The sequence below is a fragment of the Pseudomonas sp. C 49-2 genome (assembly GCF_003970195.1).
In the GTDB taxonomy this organism is placed as follows: Bacteria; Pseudomonadota; Gammaproteobacteria; order Pseudomonadales; family Pseudomonadaceae; genus Aquipseudomonas; species Aquipseudomonas canadensis.
Genome location: NZ_RXYG01000020.1, coordinates 35,551 through 61,865, shown reverse-complemented (window position 1 = coordinate 61,865; position 26,315 = coordinate 35,551). Strand labels below are relative to the sequence as shown.

Annotated in this window: 22 protein-coding genes; 15 read left to right on the top strand and 7 right to left on the bottom strand. The window is 59.3% G+C overall.

Annotated elements, in window-relative coordinates; translation table 11 throughout:
• Window positions 1-78 precede the first annotated feature (78 nt).
• Together EJ576_RS27090 and EJ576_RS27085 are read right to left on the bottom strand one after the other, a co-directional pair.
• A complete protein-coding gene (locus tag EJ576_RS27090) occupies window positions 79-2,061 on the bottom strand; it encodes a hypothetical protein (RefSeq protein WP_126571546.1) in 1,983 nt (660 codons plus the stop codon).
• A 230-nt stretch (window positions 2,062-2,291) separates the two neighbouring features.
• Window positions 2,292-3,575 carry a hypothetical protein gene (locus tag EJ576_RS27085; RefSeq protein WP_126571545.1) on the bottom strand — a complete coding sequence of 428 codons (1,284 nt, stop codon included), beginning with the start codon at window positions 3,573-3,575 and terminating at the stop codon, window positions 2,292-2,294.
• Window positions 3,576-3,821: 246 nt separating this feature from the next.
• Between EJ576_RS27085 and EJ576_RS27080 the strand changes: the two genes are divergently transcribed.
• From EJ576_RS27080 to EJ576_RS27055, 5 genes are all read left to right on the top strand, one after another.
• Complete coding sequence (locus EJ576_RS27080) at window positions 3,822-4,835, top strand: LacI family DNA-binding transcriptional regulator (RefSeq protein ID WP_122726169.1); 1,014 nt, start codon at window positions 3,822-3,824, stop codon at window positions 4,833-4,835.
• A gap of 128 nt (window positions 4,836-4,963) precedes the next feature.
• Window positions 4,964-5,746: a sugar phosphate isomerase/epimerase gene (locus EJ576_RS27070; protein ID WP_122726167.1), complete on the top strand. Its 783-nt coding sequence runs from the start codon at window positions 4,964-4,966 to the stop codon at window positions 5,744-5,746.
• Window positions 5,739-6,680, top strand: coding sequence for a sugar kinase (locus EJ576_RS27065; RefSeq protein WP_126571544.1), 942 nt, complete (start codon window positions 5,739-5,741; stop codon window positions 6,678-6,680). The genes EJ576_RS27070 and EJ576_RS27065 overlap by 8 nt, the downstream gene beginning before the upstream one ends.
• A gap of 45 nt (window positions 6,681-6,725) precedes the next feature.
• Window positions 6,726-8,018 carry an MFS transporter gene (locus EJ576_RS27060; RefSeq protein WP_122726163.1) on the top strand — a complete coding sequence of 431 codons (1,293 nt, stop codon included), beginning with the start codon at window positions 6,726-6,728 and terminating at the stop codon, window positions 8,016-8,018.
• On the top strand, window positions 8,015-8,992 hold the full coding sequence (locus tag EJ576_RS27055) for a D-glycerate dehydrogenase (protein WP_126571543.1): 978 nt from the start codon (window positions 8,015-8,017) through the stop codon (window positions 8,990-8,992). Before EJ576_RS27060 ends, EJ576_RS27055 begins: the two co-directional genes overlap by 4 nt.
• Window positions 8,993-9,065: 73 nt before the next feature.
• On the opposite strand, the gene EJ576_RS27050 is transcribed toward EJ576_RS27055, so the two are convergent.
• Window positions 9,066-10,691, bottom strand: coding sequence for a methyl-accepting chemotaxis protein (locus EJ576_RS27050; protein WP_122726159.1), 1,626 nt, complete (start codon window positions 10,689-10,691; stop codon window positions 9,066-9,068).
• A gap of 235 nt (window positions 10,692-10,926) precedes the next feature.
• On the opposite strand from EJ576_RS27050, the gene EJ576_RS27045 reads away from it, so the two are divergent.
• Window positions 10,927-12,354, top strand: a complete 1,428-nt coding sequence (locus EJ576_RS27045; RefSeq protein ID WP_028615910.1) for a nucleobase:cation symporter-2 family protein — start codon at window positions 10,927-10,929, stop codon at window positions 12,352-12,354.
• A 12-nt stretch (window positions 12,355-12,366) separates the two neighbouring features.
• Window positions 12,367-12,828 (top strand): LEA type 2 family protein, encoded by a 462-nt coding sequence (locus tag EJ576_RS27040; RefSeq protein ID WP_016979398.1) that lies wholly within the window; start codon window positions 12,367-12,369, stop codon window positions 12,826-12,828.
• Between the two features lie 72 nt (window positions 12,829-12,900).
• Here the strand turns inward: EJ576_RS27040 and EJ576_RS27035 are convergent, their stop codons facing one another.
• Window positions 12,901-13,827, bottom strand: coding sequence for a carbon-nitrogen hydrolase family protein (locus EJ576_RS27035; protein ID WP_122726157.1), 927 nt, complete (start codon window positions 13,825-13,827; stop codon window positions 12,901-12,903).
• Between the two features lie 82 nt (window positions 13,828-13,909).
• Between EJ576_RS27035 and EJ576_RS27030 the strand changes: the two genes are divergently transcribed.
• The gene (locus EJ576_RS27030; protein WP_126571542.1) at window positions 13,910-14,803 is read left to right on the top strand and encodes a LysR family transcriptional regulator; all 894 of its coding nucleotides are present in this window, start codon (window positions 13,910-13,912) and stop codon (window positions 14,801-14,803) included.
• On the opposite strand, the gene EJ576_RS27025 is transcribed toward EJ576_RS27030, so the two are convergent.
• Window positions 14,796-15,050 (bottom strand): hypothetical protein, encoded by a 255-nt coding sequence (locus EJ576_RS27025; RefSeq protein WP_003190904.1) that lies wholly within the window; start codon window positions 15,048-15,050, stop codon window positions 14,796-14,798. The two genes, EJ576_RS27030 and EJ576_RS27025, sit on opposite strands and share 8 nt — an antisense overlap.
• A gap of 163 nt (window positions 15,051-15,213) precedes the next feature.
• Here EJ576_RS27025 and EJ576_RS27020 point away from each other — a divergent pair, with 163 nt between their 5' ends.
• Entirely contained in the window at window positions 15,214-15,534 is a 321-nt protein-coding gene (locus EJ576_RS27020; RefSeq protein WP_064452711.1) for a YqjD family protein, read from the top strand.
• A gap of 34 nt (window positions 15,535-15,568) precedes the next feature.
• Here EJ576_RS27020 and EJ576_RS27015 read toward each other — a convergent pair whose 3' ends face one another.
• Entirely contained in the window at window positions 15,569-16,606 is a 1,038-nt protein-coding gene (locus EJ576_RS27015; protein ID WP_126571541.1) for an Ldh family oxidoreductase, read from the bottom strand.
• A 210-nt stretch (window positions 16,607-16,816) separates the two neighbouring features.
• Between EJ576_RS27015 and EJ576_RS27010 the strand changes: the two genes are divergently transcribed.
• A complete protein-coding gene (locus EJ576_RS27010) occupies window positions 16,817-21,967 on the top strand; it encodes a dermonecrotic toxin domain-containing protein (protein WP_126571540.1) in 5,151 nt (1,716 codons plus the stop codon).
• Window positions 21,968-22,018: 51 nt separating this feature from the next.
• On the opposite strand, the gene EJ576_RS27005 is transcribed toward EJ576_RS27010, so the two are convergent.
• Entirely contained in the window at window positions 22,019-22,288 is a 270-nt protein-coding gene (locus tag EJ576_RS27005; RefSeq protein WP_016979404.1) for a PepSY domain-containing protein, read from the bottom strand.
• 142 nt (window positions 22,289-22,430) lie between these two features.
• On the opposite strand from EJ576_RS27005, the gene EJ576_RS27000 reads away from it, so the two are divergent.
• The 5 genes from EJ576_RS27000 to EJ576_RS26980 all read left to right on the top strand — a co-directional run bounded on the left by EJ576_RS27000 (window position 22,431) and on the right by EJ576_RS26980 (window position 26,312).
• On the top strand, window positions 22,431-23,426 hold the full coding sequence (locus tag EJ576_RS27000) for a FecR family protein (protein ID WP_122726151.1): 996 nt from the start codon (window positions 22,431-22,433) through the stop codon (window positions 23,424-23,426).
• A 330-nt stretch (window positions 23,427-23,756) separates the two neighbouring features.
• Window positions 23,757-24,212, top strand: coding sequence for a hypothetical protein (locus tag EJ576_RS26995; RefSeq protein ID WP_122726149.1), 456 nt, complete (start codon window positions 23,757-23,759; stop codon window positions 24,210-24,212).
• Entirely contained in the window at window positions 24,212-24,763 is a 552-nt protein-coding gene (locus EJ576_RS26990; RefSeq protein WP_122726147.1) for an adhesin, read from the top strand. Before EJ576_RS26995 ends, EJ576_RS26990 begins: the two co-directional genes overlap by 1 nt.
• 67 nt (window positions 24,764-24,830) lie before the next feature.
• Window positions 24,831-25,571: a hypothetical protein gene (locus EJ576_RS26985; RefSeq protein WP_122726145.1), complete on the top strand. Its 741-nt coding sequence runs from the start codon at window positions 24,831-24,833 to the stop codon at window positions 25,569-25,571.
• Between the two features lie 60 nt (window positions 25,572-25,631).
• Window positions 25,632-26,312: a C39 family peptidase gene (locus tag EJ576_RS26980; protein WP_126571539.1), complete on the top strand. Its 681-nt coding sequence runs from the start codon at window positions 25,632-25,634 to the stop codon at window positions 26,310-26,312.
• Window positions 26,313-26,315 lie beyond the last annotated feature (3 nt).

The window sequence follows — 26,315 nt, the reverse complement described above, 5'->3', positions numbered from 1 at the left end:
GCAGCGGTCAGGGCAGGGGAAATACTCGCGCAAAGCAAAAAAAGGGGAGCTGCGCTCCCCTATTCTTTTCAGGCTTGATCAAGGTGTGGGAAAATTGGTCCCGTCGCAGAAGAAGTGGGTGTTCGCCAGCGTGCTACGTATATCCGATGGCTCACCATGGCCGATCACTCCACTCCTCAGAACCGTTTCATAGGTCGCCACGCACGCCCCCCTCGGGGCTTGGGCCAGGTAAGGCTGATAGTCAATTTCAAACGTGATCCCGTTGTCGATATCCGATTGGCTCAAGCTCGGGTGAGTAAGCGTCAACGGGAACGGCCCAGGTGGCAGGCCGGCGAAGGTATTGGTAAGGCTCAACGTCAATGTCAGTGGCACACCGAGGGCCATGCGTGTATCGCCTGGCACATGAACCTTACCAAACAGCACCGGCGGACTGCCGGGCGTCCGAGTCTCCAAGTCCGAACAGAACCAACGACCCGCAGTCGCAACCATATACTGTGCTTTCGCCAACTCCACGACGACGGCGTCCTGCACATCGACCGTGGTGGGTGGCGACTCGTTTTCGTTGGTTGTCGCCGGGTCGAGGACCAGATACTTGATGGTCTTCATGTCGTTGCCATGACGGGCGACTACGTCCCAGTCAATAGAGAACGAGATCGGATTGGCCGTCGCGCTGACAGGGAACGGTCCGACCCGCTCATCCTCCCAGAGGAAGATGATCGACAACCCCGGATGCGGCAACACTGCAACGGTCCACGGCGCGATGTCCACGCGTACCGGTTGACCAGCATGGGCAGGCAGCAATACGTCCGGAGTGGTCGAGCCAGCACCGAATACGTGGGCCTGGTTAAGGTTGGGGTTGGGTGAACCTGGCTCACCAGGGTTGACGGGCCCGCCTACCGACAAATCGAGCATGAACGTGTGAATGAACGAAGGGAAACTATCACCACTGCGGTCAACTCGATACTGTACGGTCGTCGGCTGTGGCCCAATGGCCTGGGTATAAGCGGCAACGAATTGAGCCTGAAAATTACTGAATCTCTGCGGGAACGTTGTGAATGGCATTCCCAGACCGTTATAACCCAGGCCACCAATATCCACTTCCAGCCGATCAAGCAAGGGGGAGTGATTGTTATACGTTCTGACCCATACTTCAGGGTTACGCAGGTAATCCTTGATATCAATCAAGTTGTCTGTTTCACCAGGATCGGGTACAGGTGCCAGCGGTAAATGCGGGGTTCCGCGTTCCGGATCTGCGATCAAGGCAACGCGCCGATTTTCGACGAACGAAGGACGACTGACGTTACCCGCCCGGTCTGTGAGGGTGTAGAACGCGTAGTACTCCCCACTTGAATCAATCATTTCTTTCGGTAGGAAAAACGTATTGCCTGTCGGCAGCATTGGAATCCCACCGGGGGGGCTGACGATGTCCGCTGGGCGCGGGAACATCACCGGGCTCCAGTAGAAGGTAATGAAGTCACCGGCCTGCCACCTGCCTGGGACAGGCACGAAGGTGTTATCAGGAATAACGAACTCCACCCCGCCATGCATGACCAAATACGCGTTGTCGATCACCGCACCTACGGGAAGCGTTGGGGGAAATCCTACTGCATCGGGCTGATCACGAAAGGAGGCTTCGGAATAGGGCGAAAGCAGGTCAACGGTAAAATTACCAGGGTCCGAATGTTCTCCCATCGCTGCCGGTACACCACCGATGTTGAGGTATTGAACGCTACGTAGCAGATAGAAACCATGCCGGAAACCACCTGCTGGCGCGCGTACGGTGATATTGAACCTATCAGGGATAGGGAAAGCAGGGTCCGTACTCATTTGCATCGGCGGTGTCACAGCAACCCAGACCTTTATCGGTTGCGAATCGTCCGCCATTTCGACTTGGATAAAATCATCGAAATCTGAAATGTCGCCAGTTTTGCATCGTACGGTGAGGTCGGCCGTCGCATTACGGGCCAAAATCGTCCCGGTGGCATCATCCAGTGCCCCCACAATAGTGGGAGCGGCTGGGGCTGCCCGGGGGGTCAGTGGCACATTCGGATTGCTGCTCATTTTTGATGATCTCCACGTTCGTCCAATATAGGTTTCTCACAAAAAACCACTCATCCGCCGGGCTGCGTTCGACCTCCGATCTCAAGTGCCAACGAACTCATTTCCCGGCAATACCTCTCTCTACCGCTTCATATGCGGCATAGCCAAAACACTAAATGCTTGCAATGAAATCCGCCTCGGTGCCCCGATAGCGCTAAACACACAGGAGGCTGTGCGTGTGGGCCCCGGGGTCAGGGCTCAGGCGCATTGCCGTCAATCCAGCAATAGCGAGTGGGTGGCGCCGACGACACTACGCGGTCAAACCGTGCGAACCGGGAGGCAGACCGGCCATTCAATCGCCCCCCCCTGTACACCCTGTAATTCGCCTCCCCTCCGGCATGGTCCTTGAGCGGGCGGATCAAACGTTCTACATCGAGAATCCAGAAGGAGTAACCCAAGGCGTCTGCCACCCCGTCCCAAATGTGACTTTGTGTATCGACGATGTCAGGAAGTGGATTCCCATCGGGGGCCTGGCCGTATCCCTGAAAGTGCATCACGACCAAGTCCCCGTGCTGGATACCCGCGCCCGGGCCTGTATTCGGGTCAATGCGAATTTCGACGCCGAACCAGATTTTGGGTGTGCAGGCGCACGTCATATATCTGTTCGGGTTCAGTATCGGTTCGGAGTCAGCCTGCGGAAAGCGCGGCCGCATATAGGTCGGGGCGGGCAGCCCCACTTCCAGCACGGCCTGCGCAACCAGGGAAAACTCTGGGTTGAGATTACCGGCGCGATCGCGCAGCCGGTAGAAGCAAAAAATAAAAGCAGCACCCGGGAAGTTCTGGAAAACCGTATTAGGGACATTCACGAATATTTGCCCAGTAGCACTGGTCAGCGGCGGGGAAACCACAGCAGGAGCACCGGTCGGTAACGTGTTCATATCCGAAAAATACATCAGTATTTCATCACCAATCTCACGTCCCAGATAACCTCCGGGAACTTCCATGGGCACCAGTGGCGTCATACCCAAGTAAGCGTCAGTGATCGGATCAACCGGAAAAATGGCCGGTGGCAGCGGCCCTCCCACCCCAGGCGCATCGCGGTCTATTCGGAGCAGTGTGGGCTCAGAAGTATCGTAATTTTGTGAGGGTGGCGGGTCGAGATAGACTCGAAAACGGAGATCGACAATCGCACTTCTCAGCAGGAAAGCCTGGGGAATTTCAAATGGATAAGGAAAGTCCTCAGGGGTGAGTGGGCCATCCAGTCGCAAGGCCGGTAGCACTTCGACGGGTGCGGCGCTGTGGTCATCCCACATGGGTACGACGTAATGAGTCTCGCCAGCTTCGGGCAGAAAGGTCCATGGAGTAACGATTTCGCACTCCAGATCGTTGAAATAGTACTGCGCAGGCACTAATCCATCTGGCTGCGCGCGAATCACCCGGGGGCCATCAAAAGCCAGGACGGCCTCAGAACCAGCAGCAACCTTACCCGCCTGTGATTTTTTGGGCTTTGATTTTATCGATTTTGGCTTGCTCATGCCGCCCTCCTATGGACCCAACATCCAACACGCTTAATGCGGTAATGCCATTAACTTGAAGCCGATTGAACACCCGAAACGCCCGCCCGGATACTGTCAGAACTAACAGGTGCAATTGCCACCCGTCGGACTCATCAACCTGAACACGGTGCCATCCTGCGAATTTCCTCTTGACTGCAAGCAATGGCTGGTGTCTTCTGAAACCGGTTTCAGTGCAATCCGAATTCCAATAAGAAAGGCTCCACCGTGACTTCATTTTCCGCCGCCCAACGCAGCCGCGTGACCATGCTCGACGTGGCCCAACACGCTGGCGTGTCCAAGGCCAGCGTGTCGCGCTTTATCGGCGACGACCGCGCCCTGCTCTCCGATGCCATCGCCCTGCGCATCGAACACGCCATCGAACAACTCGGCTACCGCCCCAACCAGATGGCCCGTGGCCTCAAACGTGGGCGCACGCGCCTGATCGGCATGCTGGTGGCCGATATCCGCAACCCCTATTCCATTGCCGTGATGCACGGTGTCGAAACCGCTTGCCGTCAACACGGCTACAGCCTGGTGGTGTGCAACACCGACCGTGACGACGAGCAAGAACGCCAGCACTTGGCAGCGCTGCGTTCGTACAACATCGAAGGGTTGATCGTGAACACCCTCGGCCATCACCTCGACCAGTTGCTGGAACTGCAGCGGGAAATGCCCCTGGTGCTGGTGGACCGCAAGGTCGAGCCGCTGCACAGCGACCTGGTCGGGCTGGATAACCCGGCGGCGGTGCGTATGGCAGTGGAGCACCTGGAGCAACAGGGTTATCGCGATGTGCTGATGGTGAGCGAGGCCACCGATGGCACCAGCTCGCGCCTGGAGCGCCTGAACAGTTTCAAGGCTGAAATCGCTAGCCGCCTGGCATTGACCGGCGCTGTGTTGGCGTTGGATGAAACGCTGCAAAAACACCTGAAAACCTTTCTCGCAAAACCTGGCCCCAAGGCGCTGTTCTGCGCCAACGGTGTCGCGGCGTTGGCCTGCACCCGCGCACTGAAAACCCTCGGTTGCAACCTGTTTGATGACATCGGCCTGATCGCCCTGGATGACCTGGAGTGGTATCCGCTGGTAGGCACGGGTATCACCGCCCTCGCCCAGCCCACCGAAGCCATCGGCGCCAGCGCATTTGACTGCCTGCTCAAGCGCTTGCGCGGCGATACCGAGCCGACACGCACCCTGGACTTCCTGCCCCAACTGATCATCCGAGGCTCCACAACCCCCTTGTAGGAGCCGGCTAGCCGGCGATGGGGCTCTTGAGGCAAGCGTCCATTTCAAGGACGCTATCGCCGGCAAGCCGGCTCCTACAGATGTTGGTTTACGTATAAAAATGAAACCGGTTTCAGAGGTAGACAACAATGCATAAATACCCCGTCTCCATCAGCCTTTCCAGCTACGGCGCCGAGCTGGTACGTCAGCAGGGCCAGCTTAGTTTCGTCGAGGTCCTCGCCGCCGCTGGCGCCCAGTGCATCGAATGGCGCGAAGAGCTTTTGACGGACGAACAGCCCACCGAACTGGCCCAGGCAGCAGCGCAACAGGATTTGAAGTCGGTGTTCTCATCGCCTTTGGAACTGTGGGTCGCCGGCCGCGCCCAAGCGAATGCCGAACTCGCGGCCACCCTGGATCGGGCGCAGGCGTTTGGCTCACGCTGGCTGAAAGTCTCCCTCGGCTACTTCACCGACACCAACGACCTGGAAAGCCTGCACGCCCTGCTCAACCGCCACCCGGTCCGCCTGTTGGTAGAGAACGACCAGACCCTGCACGGTGGCCGCATCGAACCCATGCAGCGCTTTTTCACCGAAGTGGAACGCCTGGGCCTGCCGGTTAAGATGACCTTCGACATCGGCAACTGGCAGTGGCAAGACCAATCCGCCCTCACCGCCGCGCGCCTGCTGGGCCGCCATGTGGATTACCTGCACTGCAAGGCGGTGGCGCGGCGTGCCGACGGCAAGCTGGTCGCCCTGCCGCCTGGCGCCACCGACCTGCATCTGTGGGAACAACTGCTCAAGCACATGACTCCAGGTATTAGCCGGGCCGTGGAATTCCCGCTGCAAGGCGATGACCTGGTCGCGGTCACTGCGCAGCAGGTCGCCACCCTCACCCTGCTGGGCCAACCTCGTTCGGAGCATGCGCATGTCTGAGATCGATATCCTCTCGTTTGGTGAAACCATGGCAATGTTTGTCGCCGAACAGACCGGCGATTTGGCCCAGGTGGCTCAGTTCCATAAACGCATCGCGGGTGCCGACAGCAATGTCGCCATCGGCCTGTCGCGCCTGGGTTTCAACGTCGCCTGGCTGAGCCGAGTGGGCAATGATTCGCTCGGGCGCTTTGTGGTCGACACCTTGACCCAGGAGGGCCTGGATTGCCGGCATGTGGCGGTCGATCCGGCACACCCCACCGGTTTTCAATTCAAGTCTCGTGAAGAAGCGGGCGATGATCCCCAGGTGGAGTACTTCCGCAAGGGTTCGGCGGCCAGTCAGTTGTCTATCGCCGCCATCAGCCCTGCCCTGCTGCAAGCTCGCCATCTGCATACCACCGGCATTCCGCCCGCATTGTCCGAGGCGACGCGCGAGTTGTCCGTCGAGCTGATGACGCAGATGCGCAAGGCCGGGCGCAGCGTGTCGTTCGACCCCAACCTGCGCCCGTCGTTGTGGGCCAGCCAACAAACGATGATCCGTGAAATCAACACGCTCGCGGGACTGGCCGACTGGGTCTTGCCGGGCCTGGGCGAAGGCCGCCTGCTCACCGGTTTCGATGACCCGGCCGACATCGCCGCGTTCTACCTCGACCAGGGCGCCGAAGCCGTGGCGATCAAGCTCGGCCCGGATGGCGCCTACTACCGCACCCAGATGGACCAGGGCTTTGTCGCCGCCGTGCGGGTGGAAAAAGTCGTGGATACGGTCGGTGCCGGCGACGGTTTTGCAGTGGGCATGATCAGCGCCCTGCTGGAAAACCTCAGCTTTCCCGAGGCGGTACAGCGCGGCAACTGGATCGGCAGTCGCGCCGTGCAAAGCCGTGGCGATATGGAGGGCCTGCCCGCCCGTTCAGAGTTACCAATCCGATCCGTTGCCTAACCCACTACCTGTTGCCACAACTACAACAAGCTCAGGAGCAACCCCATGGAAACCGTGAAACTCGCCACCCGCCGTTGGTGGTACATCATGCCCATCGTTTTTATTACCTACAGCCTGGCCTACCTGGACCGCGCCAACTATGGCTTTGCCGCCGCCTCCGGGATGGCCGAGGACCTGATGATCACGCCCGGCATGTCGTCATTGCTGGGCGCGCTGTTTTTCCTTGGCTACTTTTTCTTCCAGGTGCCGGGAGCGATCTACGCGCAGAAACGCAGCGTCAAGAAGCTGATCTTCGTCAGCCTGATCCTGTGGGGCGGCCTGGCCACCCTCACCGGCGTGGTGTCCAACGCCTACATGCTGATCGTGATTCGCTTCATGCTCGGCGTGGTCGAAGCCGCCGTGATGCCGGCGATGCTGGTGTACCTGTGCCACTGGTTTACCCGTGCAGAACGCTCGCGCGCCAATACCTTCCTGATCCTAGGCAACCCGGTGACCATGCTGTGGATGTCGGTGGTGTCGGGCTATCTGGTGCAGCATTTCAGCTGGCGCTGGATGTTTATCATCGAAGGCCTGCCGGCCGTGCTGTGGGCGTTTATCTGGTGGAAGCTGGCCGATGAGCGTCCAAAGGATGCCAAGTGGCTGAGCGACTCTGAGAAACAGGACCTGGAAACCGCGCTGGCCGCCGAGCAAGTCGGGATCAAGGCGGTGAAGAACTACGCTGAGGCGTTCCGTTCGCCCAAAGTGATCATCCTGGCCCTGCAATTTTTCTGCTGGAGCATTGGCGTGTACGGCTTTGTGCTGTGGCTGCCGTCGATCCTCAAGCAAGGTTTGCAGATGGACATGGTCGAGGCCGGCTGGTTGTCGGCGCTGCCTTATTTGGCGGCGGTAATTGGCATGCTGGTGGTGTCGTGGGGCTCGGACAAGCTGCAAAAGCGCAAGCGTTTCGTATGGCCGCCGCTGCTGATTGCCTCGATTGCTTTCTACGCGTCCTACGTGCTCGGCGCCGAACACTTCTGGTGGTCCTACACCTTGCTGGTGATTGCCGGGGCCTGCATGTACGCGCCGTACGGCCCGTTTTTCGCGATTGTCCCGGAGATCCTGCCGGCCAATGTCGCCGGGGGCGCCATGGCGCTGATCAACAGCATGGGGGCCCTGGGTTCATTCGGCGGCTCGTACCTGGTGGGCTATCTCAATAGCAGCACCGGTTCGCCCGGCGCTTCGTACCTGCTGATGAGCGGCGCGTTATTGCTGTCGGTGGTACTGACGATTTTTCTCAAGCCCGGCGCGAGTGACCGCACGCCGGCGCCCAATCTGGAATTGAAGGTAAAGACCGCATGAAAAAGTCTGTCGTGTTGTACAAGAAACTCTCCGCGCCACTGATGGCCCGCCTGCATGAACAGGCCGAGGTGACGCTGATCGAAGCGCTGGATGACACCGGCCTGGCCAAGCTGCGCGACGCCCTGCCCGGCGCCCACGGTCTGCTGGGCGCCAGCCTGCGTCTGGATGCCAAGCTGCTTGATCTGGCGCCGCAGCTGGAGGCCGTGGCCAGCGTTTCGGTCGGCGTCGACAACTACGACATCGACTACCTGACTGGGCGCGGCATCCTGCTCAGCAACACCCCCGACGTGCTCACCGAAACCACCGCCGACACCGGTTTTGCGCTGATCCTCGCTACCGCCCGGCGTGTGGTCGAGCTGGCCGACATGGTGCGCGCCGGTCAATGGAACAAAAACATCGGCCCGGCGCATTTCGGCAGCGATGTGCATGGCAAGACCCTGGGCATCATCGGCATGGGCCGCATCGGTGAAGCCTTGGCCCAGCGTGGGCATTTTGGTTTTGGTATGCCGGTGATCTACCACAGCCATTCGCCCAAGCCGGCGGTGGAGGCACGTTTCGGCGCGCAGTACCGCAGCTTGAATGACTTGCTGCAACAGGCCGACTTTGTTTGCCTGACCTTGCCACTTACCGCCGAAACCGAGAAGTTGATTGGCGCAGAACAGTTCGCGCTGATGGGTCCGGAGACGATCTTCATCAATATTTCGCGGGGCAAGGTGGTGGATGAGGCGGCGCTGGTGGAAGCGTTGCAGCAGCGCACCATTCGGGCGGCGGGGTTGGATGTGTTTGAAAAGGAGCCGCTGGATCACAGCTCGCCGTTGTTGCGCTTGAACAATGTGGTGGCAACACCGCATATCGGCTCGGCCACCCATGAAACGCGGGAGGCCATGGCCAAATGTGCGGTGGATAATCTGTTGCAGGCGTTGGCCGGTAAGCGACCAAAAAACCTGGTGAATGCAGCAGTGTGGAAAAACTGATTTTACTGTGGTGAGCGAGCTTGCCTCGCGCGGGGCAAGCCCGCTCACCACAAAAAGCAGGTTCCTGACGCATTCAGATTACAAAACGCGCCACCATCCCATTCAAATCCACCGCCAGGCGCGACAGTTCGTGGCTGGCCGCACTGGTCTGGTTGGCACCGGCCGCCGACTGGGTCGCCAGGTCACGGATGTTCACCAGGTTGCGGTCCACTTCGCGGGACACCTGAGCCTGCTCTTCCGACGCGCTGGCGATCACCAGGTTGCGTTCGTTGATCAGGCTGATGGATTGGGTGATCTGCTCCAGGGCCACACCGGCGGCGCGGGCCATTTCCAGGGTGTCCTGGGTGCGCTGGTTGCTTTGCTGCATCGATTGCACGGCTTCACCGGTGCCGTTCTGGATGCCGGCGACCATTTTCTCGATTTCCTGGGTCGACTGCGCGGTGCGATGGGCCAGCGCACGCACTTCGTCTGCCACCACGGCAAAGCCACGCCCGGCTTCACCAGCACGGGCCGCTTCAATGGCGGCGTTCAGCGCCAGCAGGTTGGTCTGCTCGGCAATCGCGCGGATCACGTCCAGCACTTTGCCGATGTCGCGGCCTTGGGTGGCCAGGCCTTCAATCATCGCAGCGGTGTTTTGTACGTCTTGGGTCATGGTCTGGATCGCGCCAACGGTTTCCACCACGCGGTCGCGCCCTTCACGGGCAGCCTGGTTGGACTGGCTGGACGCTTCGGAGGTGGACACTGCGTTGCGCGCCACTTCTTCCACCGCCGCCGTCATCTCGTTGACAGCCGTGGCCGCCTGATCGATTTCGTTGTTCTGTTGCTGCAAGCCTTTGGAGGCTTCTTCAGTGACCGCGCTCAACTCTTCCGCTGCCGAGGCAAGCTGAGTGGCCGAGCCGGCGATCTGCTGGATGGTCTGGCGCAGGTTGGCCTGCATGGCCGCCAAGGCGCCGAGCAAGCGCGCCGGTTCGTCCTTGCCGTCATCTTCGATGGCTTTACTCAGGTTGCCACCGGCGATGGTTTCGGCAACCTCCACGGCTTTGCGCAGCGGCGTGACAATGCTGCGGGTCAACAGCCACGCCAGCAGCACGGTGAGCAATGCGGCAGCCACGGAAACTGCAATGACGCCGGTGATGGCGCCGTCGTAACTCTGCCCGGCTTCAGCGTCAGCGGTCTTGGCATCGGCCGCGTTGATGGCGATGAGCTTGTTCAGTTGCTCGCCCATCTGGTCGGTGCCGTCCTTGATGCGGCTGTTGATCAGTGCGCGCATCTCATCCACTTTGCCCTGCCTGGACAGCGCGAGCATGTCGGCCTGTGCCTTGAAGTAGTTGTCCAGCGTGACCACGAAGGTTTTGTACAGCGCGGCTTCTTCCGGGCCGGCAGGTAGAGCTGCGTAGCTGGCTTGGGCCGTCTTGACCTTGTCGGCGAGCACGCCCATGCGGGTTTCAGCCTCTTGCAGGCTGGCCGGCTCGCGGTTGACCAGCACGCGGAACGACAGGATGCGCAGGCGTAGTACGTTCTCGGTGATGATGCCCAGCGAGGTCACGCTGGGCAGTTGGGTCGCGGTCATTTCCACTGAGGATTGGCGAATCTGTGCCATGCGGTTGACCGCAAACACCCCCAGTAAAACCACTAACAACGCAATGAATGCAAAACCGAGGAACGCTCGAGGGGCAATGTTCAACTGGCGCAGGGACATAGGGAGTGCTCTCAGAAGGAGTGTTTGCGAGCGTCCCTGCCGCGAAACGATCAGTCGGCGTCAACGCGCCGTTCCGACCTGTGGTCACCACTGTTGTCGTTGGTATGTGGGCCTATCCTCGATATCGGCAGGGCCTGGGGTTTCCCGCAGGTCATTCATAAATATTTTTTTACACTTCTGACGACCGGCGCTTTCTGGCATCCTGCGCCTCCATTTTCTGACCCGAGCCCGTATTTTGTCTGACGCTCAAGCCCCCCGCCCGCGCTATAAATCCGACCTGATCTACGGCCTGGAAGACCGCCCGCACTTCACTGCGGCGATTTTTGCCGCGTTGCAGCACGTGCTGGCGAGTTTCGTCGGGATCATCACCCCCACGCTGATCGTCGGTGGCGTGCTGGGCCTGGAAAGCGAAGTGCCGTACCTGGTGAGCATGGCGCTGTTCGTGTCGGGGCTCGGCACCTTTGTGCAGGCGCGCAAGTTTGGCCCGATCGGTTCCGGGCTGTTGTGCCTTCAGGGCACCAGCTTTTCCTTTATCAGCGTAATTCTCAGCGCGGGCTTCATGGTCAAGGCGCGGGGCGGCGGCACCGATGAGATTCTCTCGACGATCTTTGGCATTTGCTTTTTCGCCGCGTTTATCGAGGTGGTGCTGAGCCAGTTCATCGGCAAGCTGCGCAAACTGATCACCCCGGTGGTCACTGGCACCATCATTACCTTGATGGGTTTGTCGCTGATCAAAGTGGCGGTTACCGACATGGCCGGCGGTTTCGGCGCCAGCGACCTCGGTGCCGCCAGCAACATGGGCCTGGCGGCGCTGGTACTGCTGACCATCGTGGTGCTCAACCGCTTCAACAACCCGTTCCTGCGCCTGGGCTCCATCGTGATCGGCCTGACCCTGGGCTTTGTCGTGGCCTGGCTGATGGGGCGCGTGGACATGGCCGCATTACCCCAGGTGCCCTTGATCAGCGTGCCGGTGCCGTTCAAATACGGTTTCTCGTTCGACTGGGTGGCGTTTATCCCGGTGGCGGTGATCTTCCTGATTTCGCCCCTGGAAGCGGCCGGTGACCTGACCGCCAACTCCATGATTTCCCAGCAGCCGGTCAAGGGCCCGCTGTACATCAAGCGCATCAAGTCGGGCCTGTTGGCCGACGGCCTCAACTCGGCGATGGCAGCCACCTTCAACAGCCTGCCGATGGTGACTTTCGCCCAAAACAACGGGGTGATTCAGTTGACCGGCGTGGCCAGCCGCTATGTGGCGTACTTCATCGCCGGCCTGCTGGTGCTGCTGGGGCTGTTCCCGATGATCGGCGCGGTGTTGCAACTGATGCCCAAGCCGGTACTGGGCGGTGCGACCCTGATCATGTTCGGCACCGTGGCCGTGGCGGGCATCAAGATCCTCGCCGAAGCCGGGCTGCACCGCCGCAATGTGCTGATCGTGGCGATTTCCCTGGGCATGGGCCTGGGCGTGGCCGCCGTGCCGGAAGTATTGCGCGACCTGCCCAAGGCGCTGCACAACATCTTCGAGTCGCCGATCACCGTGGGGGCTTTCTGTGCAATCCTGCTGAACATTTTCCTGCCGGAAGAGTTCATAGAGCTGGAAGAAGATGAATTTGATCCAGAGTCCTCGACCCTCAAAGTGATGCAGGACCCGGACGTCACGAAATAGGAGCACTTTTATATGCGCAAGCTCATGGTTCTATCGCTGTTGCTGCTGACCCTGAGCGCCTGCGCGCTGTTCCCCAACCGTGACCCGGTGAACATCAACGTGGTGGGCATCGAGCCCCTGCAGAGCCAGGACCTGGAAGTGCGCTTCGCCGTGAAGCTGCGGGTGCAGAACCCCAATGAAACCGCGATCGACTACAACGGCGTGGCCCTGGACCTTGAGGTCAATGGCCGGCCGCTGGCGTCAGGGGTGAGTGATCAACGCGGCTCCATCCCACGCTTTTCCGAGACCGTGCTCATGGTGCCGGTAAGTGTTTCGGCGTTTTCGGTGTTGCGCCAAACCCTGGGCCTGAGCCAAACGCAGAGTTTGAACAACCTGCCTTATGTGCTGCGGGGCAAACTGGCGGGTGGGCTGTTTGGCACGATGCGCTTTGTTGACCGTGGCACACTGGACCTGCCGAATACGGCCACCTGGTAAACGCCATGCAACCGACTGCATTGGAACAGACGCTATCGCCGGCAAGCCGGCGCCTACAGGGGCTATCGTGTTTTAGTCGGTGATGTAGCGCACGCCTGGCTTGGCGCGCTCATCCACCACCAGTTCGAATACATCCGGCCGGGCGTAGTGGCCCACCACGTCATAGTCATACCGCGCGCGCACCAATTCATCGGTATTGATTTGCGCCGTCAACAGCCCGGCTTCTCCCAGCAACGGTCCCGCCAGAATGTCGCCCATGGGCCCGACAATCACGCTGCCCCCCGCAATCAACGGGCGTTCGGCAGGCCAATTGGCGACCTCAATCCCCAGCGCTGCCGGTGACGCCTGTACCTGGCACGCGCTCACCACAAAGCAGCGCCCTTCATGGGCCACATGGCGCATGCTCACCTGCCACATCTCGCGCTCATCTACCGTCGGCGCACACCAGACCTCAACGCCCTTGGCATACATCGCCGTACGCAGCAACGGCATCATGTTTTCCCAGCACACCGCGCCGCCCACACGCCCCACTGCCGTATCGATCACCGGCAGGGTCGAGCCGTCGCCCTTGCCCCAGATCAGCCGTTCTGTACCAGTGGGCATAAGCTTGCGATGCTTGGCCACCAGCCCACCCGCCGGCTCGAAATACAGCACGGTGCAATACAGCGTGCTACCGCTGCGCTCGATCACACCGAGAACAAGGCTAGCGCCCGTGCGCGCCGACAGTCCGGCCAGCGCCTGCGTTTCAGGGCCCGGCACATCGATAGCATTGGCAAAGTAGCGCGCGAAGGCTTCGCGCCCCTCCGGCAGGCGATACCCCAACTGCGTACCAAATGCCTCACCTTTGGGATAGCCACCCAGCAACGCCTCGGGCATTACCACCAGTTGCGCACCGCTGCGCAGGATCTCGTCTTCATAACTGAGGATCTGCGCCAGGGTTTCGCCCTTGCCATCAGGCAGGGAACCGATTTGCAGGGCCGCCACAGTAGAAACAGGCATCGTGTTCACTCCAGGTAATGGGGGTTGCCCATTCTCCCGCCAGCCTCGATCATGAATAAAGCCCACCTCAGTGCTGAATGATATGAGCCAAATCAATATCGCCCAGGTCGATCTCAACCTGCTGAAAACCTTTGAAGCCCTGCATGACGAATCCAGCGCCAGCCGCGCGGCCTTGCGCCTGGGCGTGACGCAGTCGGCCATCAGCGCGGGGTTGCGGCGCTTGCGCGAGGTGTATGGCGATCAATTGTTTGTGCGCACCGGGCGTGGCCTGGCGCCGACCCTGAGGGCCAACCAGTTGAAACCGCTGATCAGTGAAGCACTGGATCGCTGTCGGCAGAGCCTGGCCATGGTCGACCCGCACAATCAGCAGTATCAGGGGCGCTCCGTAGTGCTGGGGCTGTCGGATGATTTCGAGATTGCCTACGGCCGCAGGCTGATGTATGAGATCGCCCGGCGCGCACCGAAACTACGGGTGATTTTCCGCCAGACCCATAGCCAGATCGTCGCAGGCGCCCTGCTCGACCGCACCTTGGATCTTGCGATCACAGCCGGTGGCTTTGCCCATGGCCGGTTAAGTCGCCAAGTATTGGGAGAAGGCGATTACCGTTGCCTGGTGGATTCGGATCAGGCCAGCATCAGCCTGGACGAGTTCGTCACTCGCGAGCACGTACTGGTGTCGTCAGGCGGATTCATAGGGATTACCGATGAGGGTTTAGCGGCGCAAGGGCTGAGCCGACAAGTGTGTGCGTCCACCAGCCACTTCGCGGCGCTGCCTTTTCTGCTCAAGGGCAGCCAGGCGGTGGCGACCATTCCCGGTCACGCCGCCGAGGCCATCGGCGCGATGACCGGGTTGCGGGTGCTGGCTTGCCCACTGGCCCTGCCGCGCTACCCGGTGGAGTTGGGCTGGCGCACCCAAGCGCAGCTCGATCCGCTGCTGCTGAAAGTGCGTGAAGCGATTGTGGCGAGCTTTACTTAGCCGCCGCCATCAACTTGTTGACCTCACTGCGTACCATGTTGGAAAACTCCGGCGGCGACATGCCGTCGAGTTCGGCGCGCACCCACTCGGCCCACTTGCCCTTGCGCTTGGCGCGCTCACCGAACAAGCGGGCCGCTTCGCCCTTGGCCTTGCCCAGGTTGGTTTGCCACAGGTCATAGAGGCGGGACTTTTCATCTTCCAGCTCGGCACGTTCGGCGAGGGTCTTGTTGGCCAGATTGAAGCTCATGTTGATTTACCTGCTGCACAAATAGGCGACATCTTACACTGTAGGTCGAATTTTCCTGATCCGGATTTTGCTCGAAACGGCCGGCCGGCAAAAAAACTGCAACTTTTGCCAACGCCCGATACTCCATTGTTCACTGTCACATTCACTCGCAAGGAGTCACACAATGGCCCGCAAAACTGCTGCCCAAGCCGTCGAAGACCAAATCAAGGACCAAGCCTTCAGCGAACTCACCGCGCTGATCGAAGAATCGGACAAACTGCTCAAAAGCAGCGCCTCCCTGATCGGCGAGGAAGGTGAAACCCTGCGCGAGCAGGTCGCCATCAAACTCAAGCAAGCGTTGGACTCGGTGTCCAATGTGCGCGAGCGCAGCAAACCGGTGGTCGATGCCACCGAAACCTACATCGGTGGCCACCCATGGCAGACCGTGGCGATTTCTGCCGGTTTCGGCCTGGTCGTAGGCCTACTGCTCGGCCGTCGCAACTGAAACAATCGGGGCTGCGCAACAGGCGCAGCCCCGTTTAACCTTCCGCCAGTGCCTGCAACTGCCTAAGTTCTTTCGTGTCCATTTCAATACCTGTCTGCAGGGACTTCGCGCGCGTGCGATGACGTCGATCCCCCGGCAACCGCCGCAACCCCGCTGCATGCATCTGCCGCACCAGTTCCTGGCTGCGCTCGGCGAAGCTTTGCCCGGCGGTTTTGCTCGGGTCGATCACAATCACCAACTGGCCGGTCCAGGGCGTACGTGCCCCCGGATGCTCCGACCAATTGAACTCGAACGAAAAGTTACCGCCCGTCAACGCCGCCGCCAGCAACTCGACCATCATCGACAGCGCCGAGCCCTTGTGCCCGCCAAACGGCAATAGCGCCCCGCCTTCAAGAATGGCCTTGGGGTCCTGGGTCGGCTGACCCAGGCTGTCGACGCCCATGCCCGGTGGCAGGCGCTCGCCTTTGCGTGCGGCAATCTGCACGTCGCCGTGGGCGATGGCGCTGGTGGCGAGGTCAAACACAATGGGAGGGCCGTCCGCCCGTGGCGCAGCGAACGCAATCGGGTTGGTGCCGAACAACGGCCGGTCGGCGCCATGGGGCACCACACAGGTCATGCTATTGACCACGCTCAACGCCACCAGGCCTTCTTCGGCAAAGGGCTCGACGTCCGGCCACAACGCGGCGAAGTGATGGGAGTTATGAATCGCCAGCAGCGCAATGCCGGCACTGCGGGCCTTGTCGACCAGCAGTGAGCGGGCTGCAGCCAGCGCCGGTTGGGCAAAACCATTCGCCGCATCCACCCGAACAAAGCCACTGGCAACGTCTTCAACGATGGGCACTGCCTTGCCGTTGACCCAACCACTGTTCAACGTCGACACATAGCCAGGCACGCGAAACACCCCGTGACTATGGGCCCCGTCACGCTCGGCGCTGGCGCAGTTCTCGGCCAGTACCTGAGCCACCGATTCAGACGCGCCGTGCCGCAGAAGGATGCGCTGCAACAGTAGCGTCAATGTCTCGTAGCTCAGGTGCGTGGTTGAAACGTCGTGATCCAAAGGCGATGCAGACATCGGTAGCTCCCGTTTAATTATTGGAAGGGGCACTGCGTACGAACAATCGGCAGTGACGATTAAACAGTGTTTCGCGCGTGACTGTCGACCACGACAAGCGGCCCGGCGTGTCAGACATATCTAATGCCGCCCCCTGGGCCGACGACTCTAGGCTCACGACTTCTAGGGCGGGCTATGCGCACCGCCTCAACGCCTTTGAGGGTCCACCCAATGAGTCAGGTACAACCACCCTATTTTTTTCCTGAGGTGCTGCGTTCAGCCTGGAAGGAGCGCGATCGCGAACGACACTTCGGAATCAGCGCCAACGATAGGAAGTTTCTGCACAGTTTGCCTTTGAGCAGCGATGAGGAGCGACGCAAGCAGGTTCCCCCCATGATCGCCCAGACGCTTTGGCTGAATACAAACAGCCCCGCGGAGTTGGAACTGGTGGGCAGTTTCATAATGAGTTCAACAGGCACCTACACCAACGCCTTTCTCTACACGCCGTATGGCGGGCTGGAAAAGTTTGAAAGTCGAGCGCTATTACTCAGTGAGCTGACTGAACGCTTCAAAACGCCGGCCAAGGCCGATGAACTCTTGCAGTTCATTGCTCTGGGCACACGTTCAGGATTAAGGCTGCCACGCACCCTGCTGCTGACGCCTGTGGATATTGAGGGCGATGTATTTGACGAACAGAAAGCCGCGATCGATCACCAGCAAACGCTCAACCTGCAAGCCGCGCTCGCCGAGCTGGTGAAATTGCCCAGCCTCGACACGATGCTCCAGGCGCTGCTCACATCCGTGTTTCACTCACTCTTCCCCAAGCTTGACCCCAATCGGGCCCGAGTCAATTTCTTCAAATTGCCGCCCACGGAAGGGGAACCCCGGCAATGGGTCAGTTCGCTGTCGATCAGCGCGGCGCTCTTGATGATTTACCGTCAGCAAACCTGGCCGGTGGGGCAAACCCGCGAGTTCTTTCATCCCCAGTCCATCACCACCTCCAACGACGCAACCCGCTGGGAAGACGGCCTGAAACAGGCATCAGAACAATTATCGTCGTTCTTGCAAAATGCCCTTGAGACGTTTTGGAACACAGAATCGCCAAACGGTACCTCACGTCGCGAACTCCTGGCGCACACCATGGAGCACAAGGCCCGAGTTGATCTATTGCTCAAGCGCCAGAGTGAAATCATTACGCCTGAACAAGCCGATCAACTGGCCGCGCTCTATCGACCAAACGGCGGGCCACGCTCCCTGGACAGTGCCGGATTACGCTTTGAGACGGTGCGGTTCTGGGAGCACGCCTCTCATTTCGTCGAGCTGAGCAGTTCGGTGATGATCGCCAACGCGCATACCTGGTTTTACTCGCCGCCCAAGGGGTTGCAGGTATTGGCCGATCACGACGGCCTGATTCAGTTCTTAAAGGCAATGGTCAAGGCGCCCGCCTACGAAGACGATGCCTACAACTTCCTGTCCCTGGAGGAGCGCCTGTTATTTATCGGTTTTACCGAACCATCAGTCAGCGGCAACCTGATTGACGGAAACGTATTTGAACACCTGATGGAGGGCATCATCGACAAACAGCAGCAAAACCTGATCTACGTTCTCGGACAGTTCCGACGTGAACGGGGCGACATCAACCTGTCGGCACTGCTGGATCACGCCACGGACGTGCGCTTCATGGTCGATGACAAGCTCTTGACGCTGGACACTGCACACCGCTGGACCACCCACTCAGTGTTGGCTGACCCTCTCCGGCCCATTTCGGTCGCCGCTAAACGAGCGGAGCAGCTGCATAAACAGCTAATTGATATCCCACACGCGCTGGAGAATCTGATCAAACCATTGCCGTCCATCATGACCCCGCTGGCCGATGCCTTGGCAAGCCACGAACGACAGGCACTCGACCCGGCACGGGTGTTCATCAACCGCTACACCGAAGAGGCGGCCCCCTACCCTATCGTGGCACCACTGGAAAGCCAAAGCCTGGAGGATCACTTCGTCGAGCGTCTGGCCGAAGGGGTTGGCCCGGTGCCTGAAACCCGGCATTACGGAGTTTACAAGCCAGACCACACCGCCTATGGGCAAGAACTGTCTCACGTGGACGTCAAAACGCTCAATCGGATCGTCAATCAAGTGTTGGCTCATTACAAAGAGCATGATATCTGCGACATCCCCCGCAAACACCTCCAGGACCTGCTGCCGCAGATGGGGACCATGATGTCCAACGCGATGCGCAATCAGGCCTATCTGCGACGTCTCAACAAGACACTGAATGCCAGGGACGACGCCATCATTCAAGCCGTGTTTGACCCCTTCAACCCTGACCGTCGTCGGCGGGAGGACCTGGAAGGGTTTATCCCGGATATCTATCACATCACCGTCCAACGCGATGAAGAAACACTGCGCCACAGACTGGCCAATTGCTTGATGATCACCGAGCGCGGCGGGCTGGATCACCACCATTCGGGCCACGCGATTCTCTGGACGCCGGCCTGGGGCCTGGAAACCTTCGTGTCTCCAGCCGTGGCAGAACAGCAACTTGAGGAGCGCCTGAAAGACCCCACCGCATGCTTGGCACTGTTGGAAAATCTTGATCCGCGTCTACGCCAGCTGCATGCCAACTACTCCCTGGGGGCATTCTGGCTGATCACCGAACCGATCAGCGAAAATCGCCAGCAGTCCTGGATCGACCACTACATCGCCCAACGGGCCCATTGGCTGGCACAGAAACCAACCGGCAAAGCACTATTGAAGCTTATGGCGGTGCCGCCTACCCCTGTCCTTGGAGGGGCTGCACAGCTCGCCCATTATTTTGTCGCACAACGCTCGCTACCGGCCTGGCTGGGCATGGCAAACCCTGCTGAACAGCAGCACCATGCTGAGCTACTGGAGCAATATCGGCTCAATACCCAGGATGAAAAAGACTATCTGTATGAGTTTTTATCGCTACACCAGCAGGTTCACGACAAACTGAACGATATGCTAGTGGACTATTCCGTTGACCCGGAAGACGTCTTTATCACGCCACGTCTCGCCTTGGACGGTCAACGACAGAACCTTACCGACTACGCCCTGGCTCACATCAGCGAGCAGGCGAGTTCCTTTACCGTGGAGTCAAGCGCAACGCAACTGACCGAATCGACGGTCCGGCAACTCCTGCTCAAATTGAACATCGCCCAGGTCGCTCACGACTACCTGAAAGAGAAACTGGCACCCGACCAACCATGCGCAGTGGAGCGTGAGCTGCGTTTTATCCGGCAATTACCGTGGCAGCTGTTGCAACACGCCCATGCGCTAAAACTGCAAGAGCGGCTATCGGAGACTGGCTACAACCTGATTCGGCAGGTCGTCGACATGCCAGACGCCATCGCACGGGCCACGATCGCAGGTGCCAATGCGACCATTCGTCCCCTTGAGATGATCGCCACACCAGGCGCGAGCATCGTCAAGGCGCTTGGGCTTTACGTGATCAGCGCAGGCGCCACTGAGCCGTTGATTCTCTACGCGCCTTACTACCCAGGCCAGTGCTTCATAGAATTTGAAAACCTTGCGCAGTTTCTCAGCCATCTGAATGTACCTGGCAAACTGCAAGACTGGATCACTGCCCATCTACCGGCCGCTGACAAGGCGAAGTATAAAAATCTACTGGCCAGCACCGCAGGTACCACCTCCGAAATCACCTTGGCCAATCATCCGATCAAAGGCCACGCCTTCAAGCAGTTTTATCACGACAACCAGGTGGTGATGGGGCAAATGCTTAAAGCTCAGCAAGACCCCGAAGAACAGAGCCGCTGGAACACGATCAAAAGTCTCTTGAGCAGCGGGGTGCAGATCGCCGCGCAATTCTTGCCGGGGAAACTGCGGATACCGGTTCTGATCTGGCAGAGCTATAGACTGTTCAAAGACTCTGCCGAGGCCCTGCAACAGCATCATTGGCGGGATGCATTGCGTTCGTTCATTTTCGGTATTGCGAGGATGGCGGAGATGGGGCAACTGATGCGCGAGCCAGTGCCCAAGGCACCTCCCCCAGCCTACGAGGAAGTTAACGCGAGCGCCCCTGGCACCGCCAACACCGCCGTTGCACCGACCGTCAAGGACATCGACGTGACCGACCCCAGGCGCACACGTCTGCAAGACTTCGAGACCAGTCAGGTGGCGTTGCAAGACTTGCAAAAGCAAGCGGGATCGGGCCTCTACGCGACCGCAGACGGCAAGACGCTCTATGGTGCCGTGGAGGGCAAGGTCTACACGATCAAGAAAACCCCACAACTGCGGATAACCGACCTGCCCGCCAGCAGCGAAGGCCCGCTGCTATCCAGTACCCCTCAGCACCAACTGGTGCTTGATCCGGATCATCACCCACTGCGATACGGCCAAGTCATCACGCGGCTGGGTAACGATTTTGTGAGCCGCTTTAGCGCCGGGTTGGGCATGAATATCGAAGCCAGTGGCATGAAAGAGATTCGCCGGCTCTACCCGACCAGGGCCTGGCAAATTATCGAGGCACTGGATATCGCAAGAACTTATGCATTTCGTGCAATGCATAACATGGCCCAACTCCAAAAACGGACTAAAGGCACACGCCTAGAGGGAATCCTGAAGAGAGTGTTTGATGTCGGACATATTGACATTGGCATCCGAAAAAAAGTGTACGACGCCATCACCCCTCTGTGCAAAGCGTTGCAAGACCCCGACCTTGACGGATGGGAAATGTCACGTTTCGTGGTTGGCGCGAGAAGACAGACGTCGCAAGAGGTGGTCGCATTCGTCGTCGTTGGCGACAAAAAGGAACGGGTTTTTTTTACCGATCTGTTCTTTGATCAACGAATGCTGCAACACGAGTACGCAAATCTGTTGACCGCACCATTCAACATTGCAGGCCATGCGCGAGCGTCCGCCTTGATCCACGAGTTCTCCCACCTCTACTCGCGTACCGAAGATATCTGCTACACCGATGTCCGCCGGCCGTTCCTGGACCTGATCGATACCAGCACTAAAAGAGGGAGGGACGAATACGCTTTGTTGAAGGACTATCAGGACAACGTTCTGTCACTGCGCACACCGTTTGGTCAGCTGTTCTCGCGATGGTTCCCTAGCTCCGGTAGCTCCGGTAGTTCCAGTGATTCCGGTGGTTCCGGTGGTTCCGGTGGTTCCGGTGGTTCCGGTGGTTCCGGTAATTGGGTGAGTATGGACTCTACCAACTCGCATGACCTGGCCGCCAAGGCCATCATGGAAGCCACAGCCACCACAAGTATCAATGACGCCCGTATAGCATTTCTGAATACCGCATCAGCCGACAAACGCATTGATACAATCCTGCGCAACGCCGACTCCGTTACCCAGCTTATTTGTGAAATGGGGCGTGAGCTCGACCCTTGATAAGTCAACCCATTGGATCCAGGAGCCCTAGAGGGCTCCCGGCAGGCAGCGTCAGTCTTTCTGATCGCGCAGGATATTGCCCGATGCGCCATCAATGCGCGCTTCATAGACCGTGCCATCGGACTTGCGCCCTTTGACTTCCCAATAGCCATTGTCGTCGGCTTCGGCAGCGTAGACCTCCACGTAGCCCGCCTTGGTCTTGGCGACTTCGATGGCCTTTTCAATGGTAATCCAGCCCGCCCCCGGTTTATCAGCCAGGGCGGCGCCAGCACTGAGCAGAGCGGTGGTTGCACACAACGCGACTAAGGTTTTCTTCAGCATTTTCGTTCTCCATGGTGGGAATGTCCTGAATTTTTTAGGCGCTCTCAAACGAGAATAAGTTCCAATTGATGTGCAATCGCCATGACGGCTGTTCTCGCCGCCCGCGTGCGGAGGTTAGAATGTGGGAAATCAGGATGAGTCAATGACCGAAAAGTCCCTTTCAGAAGCCGAATACGACGCCATCACCGACGCTGCCGCGCATTGGTGCATGCGCCTGCACGCGGGTGATTGCACCACGGGTGAACGTCAGGCTTTTGCACAATGGCACGATTCCCACCCGCTGCATGCCTTTGAATACGCGGCGATGCTGGAGATCTGGGACGTTGCCGACCACCTCCCCCGCAACGAACCCACGCCGGTCGTGGTGCCGTTCAAACCCCGCAGCCGCTTGCGCACCTACGCCGTGGCGGCGGCGATCTGCCTGGCCGTCCTACCCTTGGCAGCCTTTACCGGTTGGGAAGCCGGCTGGCTGCCCAGTTCTTATGAACGCTACGATGCCGCCAATGGTCTGCGCCAGATCACCTTGGGTGACGGCAGCCAGGTGGAGCTGAACCTGGGCACCGAACTGGTCTACAGCAACTACAAGGACCAGCGCCGTATCACGCTGAAAAAAGGTGAAGCGTTCTTCAAAGTCAGCCATGACAGCGCCCACCCCTTTATCGTGCACGCTGGCGAAGGCCAGGTGCGGGTGACGGGCACTCAGTTCAACGTGTGGAAGTATGAAGACCAGGTGCGCGTGATGCTGCTCGAAGGCTCGGTGCAGATATCCAGCGACAAGGTGCATGGCAGCGTGCCGCTCACCCCCGGCATGCAGGCCAACTACCAACAAGGCGATGCCACGCCGCGCGTAAGGGCGATCACCCCGAACGACACCGCGCTGGCCTGGCGCCAGGGCAAGCTGATCCTCGACAACCTGGCCCTGGCCGACGCGTTGCCGCTGATCAACCGCTACCTGAGCAAACCGGTGATGCTGGCCGACGCCAACACCGGCACGATTCGCATCGGCGGCATCTACAACATCAACGAGGTCAACAACCTCGTGCCCTCCCTGCCCAAGGTTTTGCCGGTCTACCTGACCCAGAACCAGGACGGCAACCCCGTACTCAACGCCATCCCCCGTAAAACGCCGAAAGGCTGAGCCTCTGCCCACAGCTGTGGGCTTCGCCACGCCTGAAGTGTCCGTTTTTTTAACACCCCCCTGCCCTGAAGCGCCCATGCGTAGCGGATTCATCGTTTCGTCATCGGTGGTGTTACAGCGCTGATACAACCGAGTGAAGCGTTTGCGCAGTGGCTGGAGAGGTGCGAATGGCGGGGGGTGCTGTTTCATGCCTGAAACAGGGCTGCCATAACTTTGCCCAGCAATATCTTCAACACCTTGAATAACAACACAAAATAAAAAGCGGCACGGCTTCTGCTCTATCCCTTACAGCGCTGTTTAGGGTCAGCGCGAAGAATAAGGAATGCCGCCGTGATCACACTCACTCAAGGTTCGATGCAGGTACTGCTAATCAGCTGTGTACTCAGCGCCAGCCTCAGTGTTCCAGCCCTGGCGGGTGACGGCGTGATCGTGACAGGCCGAGACGTACAAGGCCACATGTATGGCCGAGCCTCCTTTGGCCCCGACCCTTATCCCCAGACCGCCAATGCCAATCCCAGCCGAGAAATCATTGGCGCCCTGTCGGGCGAGTTGAGTGACCGTGACTTCGGAAACATCAACAGCGGCTTGGGCATCACTCGGGCCATGCAGCCCAACGGCAACCTCACCGGCTTGAGTGCCACACAAAACAGTATGTCCACCCTGGGTGCTGGCGCAGCCGCCAGCCGCTCGGGTGGCAGCGGCAGCATGGGCGGTCAGATCAGCGACTCGATCCAGCGTGGCCTGGCGCCCCTCAACAACATCGGCAGCATGATGGGGGGCAAATAATGAACCGTTCCCTGCTCCTGCTGGCCCTGCTGGGCAGCACCGCGGTAATGGCGGACAACACCGCAGTGATCAACAACAGCGGTAAAGACTACCGCGGCAACCTGATGGTCAACCAGGCCGCGGGCAATCAGCAGCAAACCGCCAACAACCGAGCCGTCGCGCTCGGCGGCCAGGCCACCACCAGCAATATCCAAAGGATGGACGGCAAGGTCGACCCTTCCCTGAACGCCAAGGCGGCGATCGAGGGCACTTCTTTCAGCAATGGCAACGGCATGTTGGGCATCAACCAGTCCGCCGGGGCCAACAACCAATTAGTCAATGCCGTGCGGATCAGCGTCAACCCTGGCCCGCAAAGCATCGACGACAGCGTCCTGTTGCAACAGAACACGACGACGCTGGCAACCGACTCAGGGCTCACCCCCACCACTGGCAGCCGCCAGGTCGTGACAAGCGACCAGGCCTTCACCGGCAGCCGAGGAGTGATTCAGGTGAACCAGAGTGCCGGGGTGGGGAACCGAGTGGCTAACACCCTGGGCATCACTATCAAGTAAACGCTTGGTAGCACTAGTTAGACCGTACCAACACTTAACCAACTAATTAGAAGCAAGGAGAAACACCATGAAACCTCAAATGGCCCTGAAACCAATGGTTTTCGCTCTCGCCGCACTCATGGCTGCTGCTGCTCAAGCAGGTGGTTGGCACCCTGCGCCTCAACCAACCGGTGTGGTTGCCTCCGTGGTGACAGATGTGCAGAACAGCGCCGGCAACAAATTCGACGATACCAAAACCGAAAATAACAGCTCATCTGATAACTCGGTCAACAGCAACAGCGGTAACGTCGGCGTAAACATTCAATCCGGCAGTGGTAACCAGGCGGACAACTCTGGCGCCATCTCCAGCGCTAAAGGCGACTTCTTGACCGTGTTTGCCGTAGTCGATGTGAATCAAAACAGCGGTCTGAACAACTTCGTCAACAAAGGCACGCAAAACAACGCCTCCCTGGATAACTCCGTTAATCGTAACTCCGGCAACGTGGGTTATAACGGCCAGGCCGGTCAAGGCAACCAAGGCAAAAACAACTTGGCAATCACCACCGCTGATGGCAAAAACATCGCAGCGGCTGCCAACACCGAGCAAAACTCGCTCGCCAACAACTACCTCAACACCGCTGCCACCGGGTACGGCCATCATGGCGGCAAACCTCAATACGTTTCGAACAACGCCAGTGCTGACAACTCGATCAACAACAACTCCGGCAACATCGGTGTGAACCTGCAATCTGGTGCAGGCAACCAAGCCAGCAACAGCCTCTCGGTAGGCCAAGGTTGCAGCGTCTGCAGCAGCGGCGTGCGCTTCTGATCCAACGGGGCCTTGGCAACAAGGCCCTTTTTATTTCAGTGTCCATCAGGTCAGACGATCATGCGCCTCGCGACCCTCACCCTCTTGATGCTGCTCGCCGGCCCGACCTGGGCAGGCACCATGGCGATCTCCGCCATGCCTGGCGGTGCAGTCATCTTCAAGAAGGTCGAGAGTATCCGTGAACGCCGGTTCGCCAACCTGGTGGAACAGAAAACCGATTTCAGCTGCGGTGCTGCGGCACTCGCCACCATTCTGCGCCAGGGCTACTGGCTGGACGTCGACGAAGACCACGTCATCAAAGGCATGCTGGTCAATGCAGACCAGGACCTGGTACGTACCCAGGGTTTCTCCATGCTGGACATGAAGCGCTACCTCGAAAGCATCGGCATGCGTGCCCGGGGCTACAAGATCGGGCCAGACACGCTGGCTACCGTGAAGATCCCTGTGGTGGTGTTGCTGGAGATTCGTGGCTACAAGCATTTCGTGGTACTTCAGCGCGCGGACAAGGATTGGGTCTATATCGGCGACCCAGTACTGGGCCACAAGCGCTACTCACATGACGACTTCATCAAAGGTTGGAATGGCATCGTCTTCGCCGTGCTGGGTGAAGGTTACGACAAGGCCAACGCCCTGCTCGACCCTCCCATGCCGCTGACCGCCAAGAACCAGTTGAATGAGTTCAGGCCCGTAGGCGATGCCGAGCTGATGGACTTCGGTTTCATCCAGAGCGACTTCTTCTAAGAA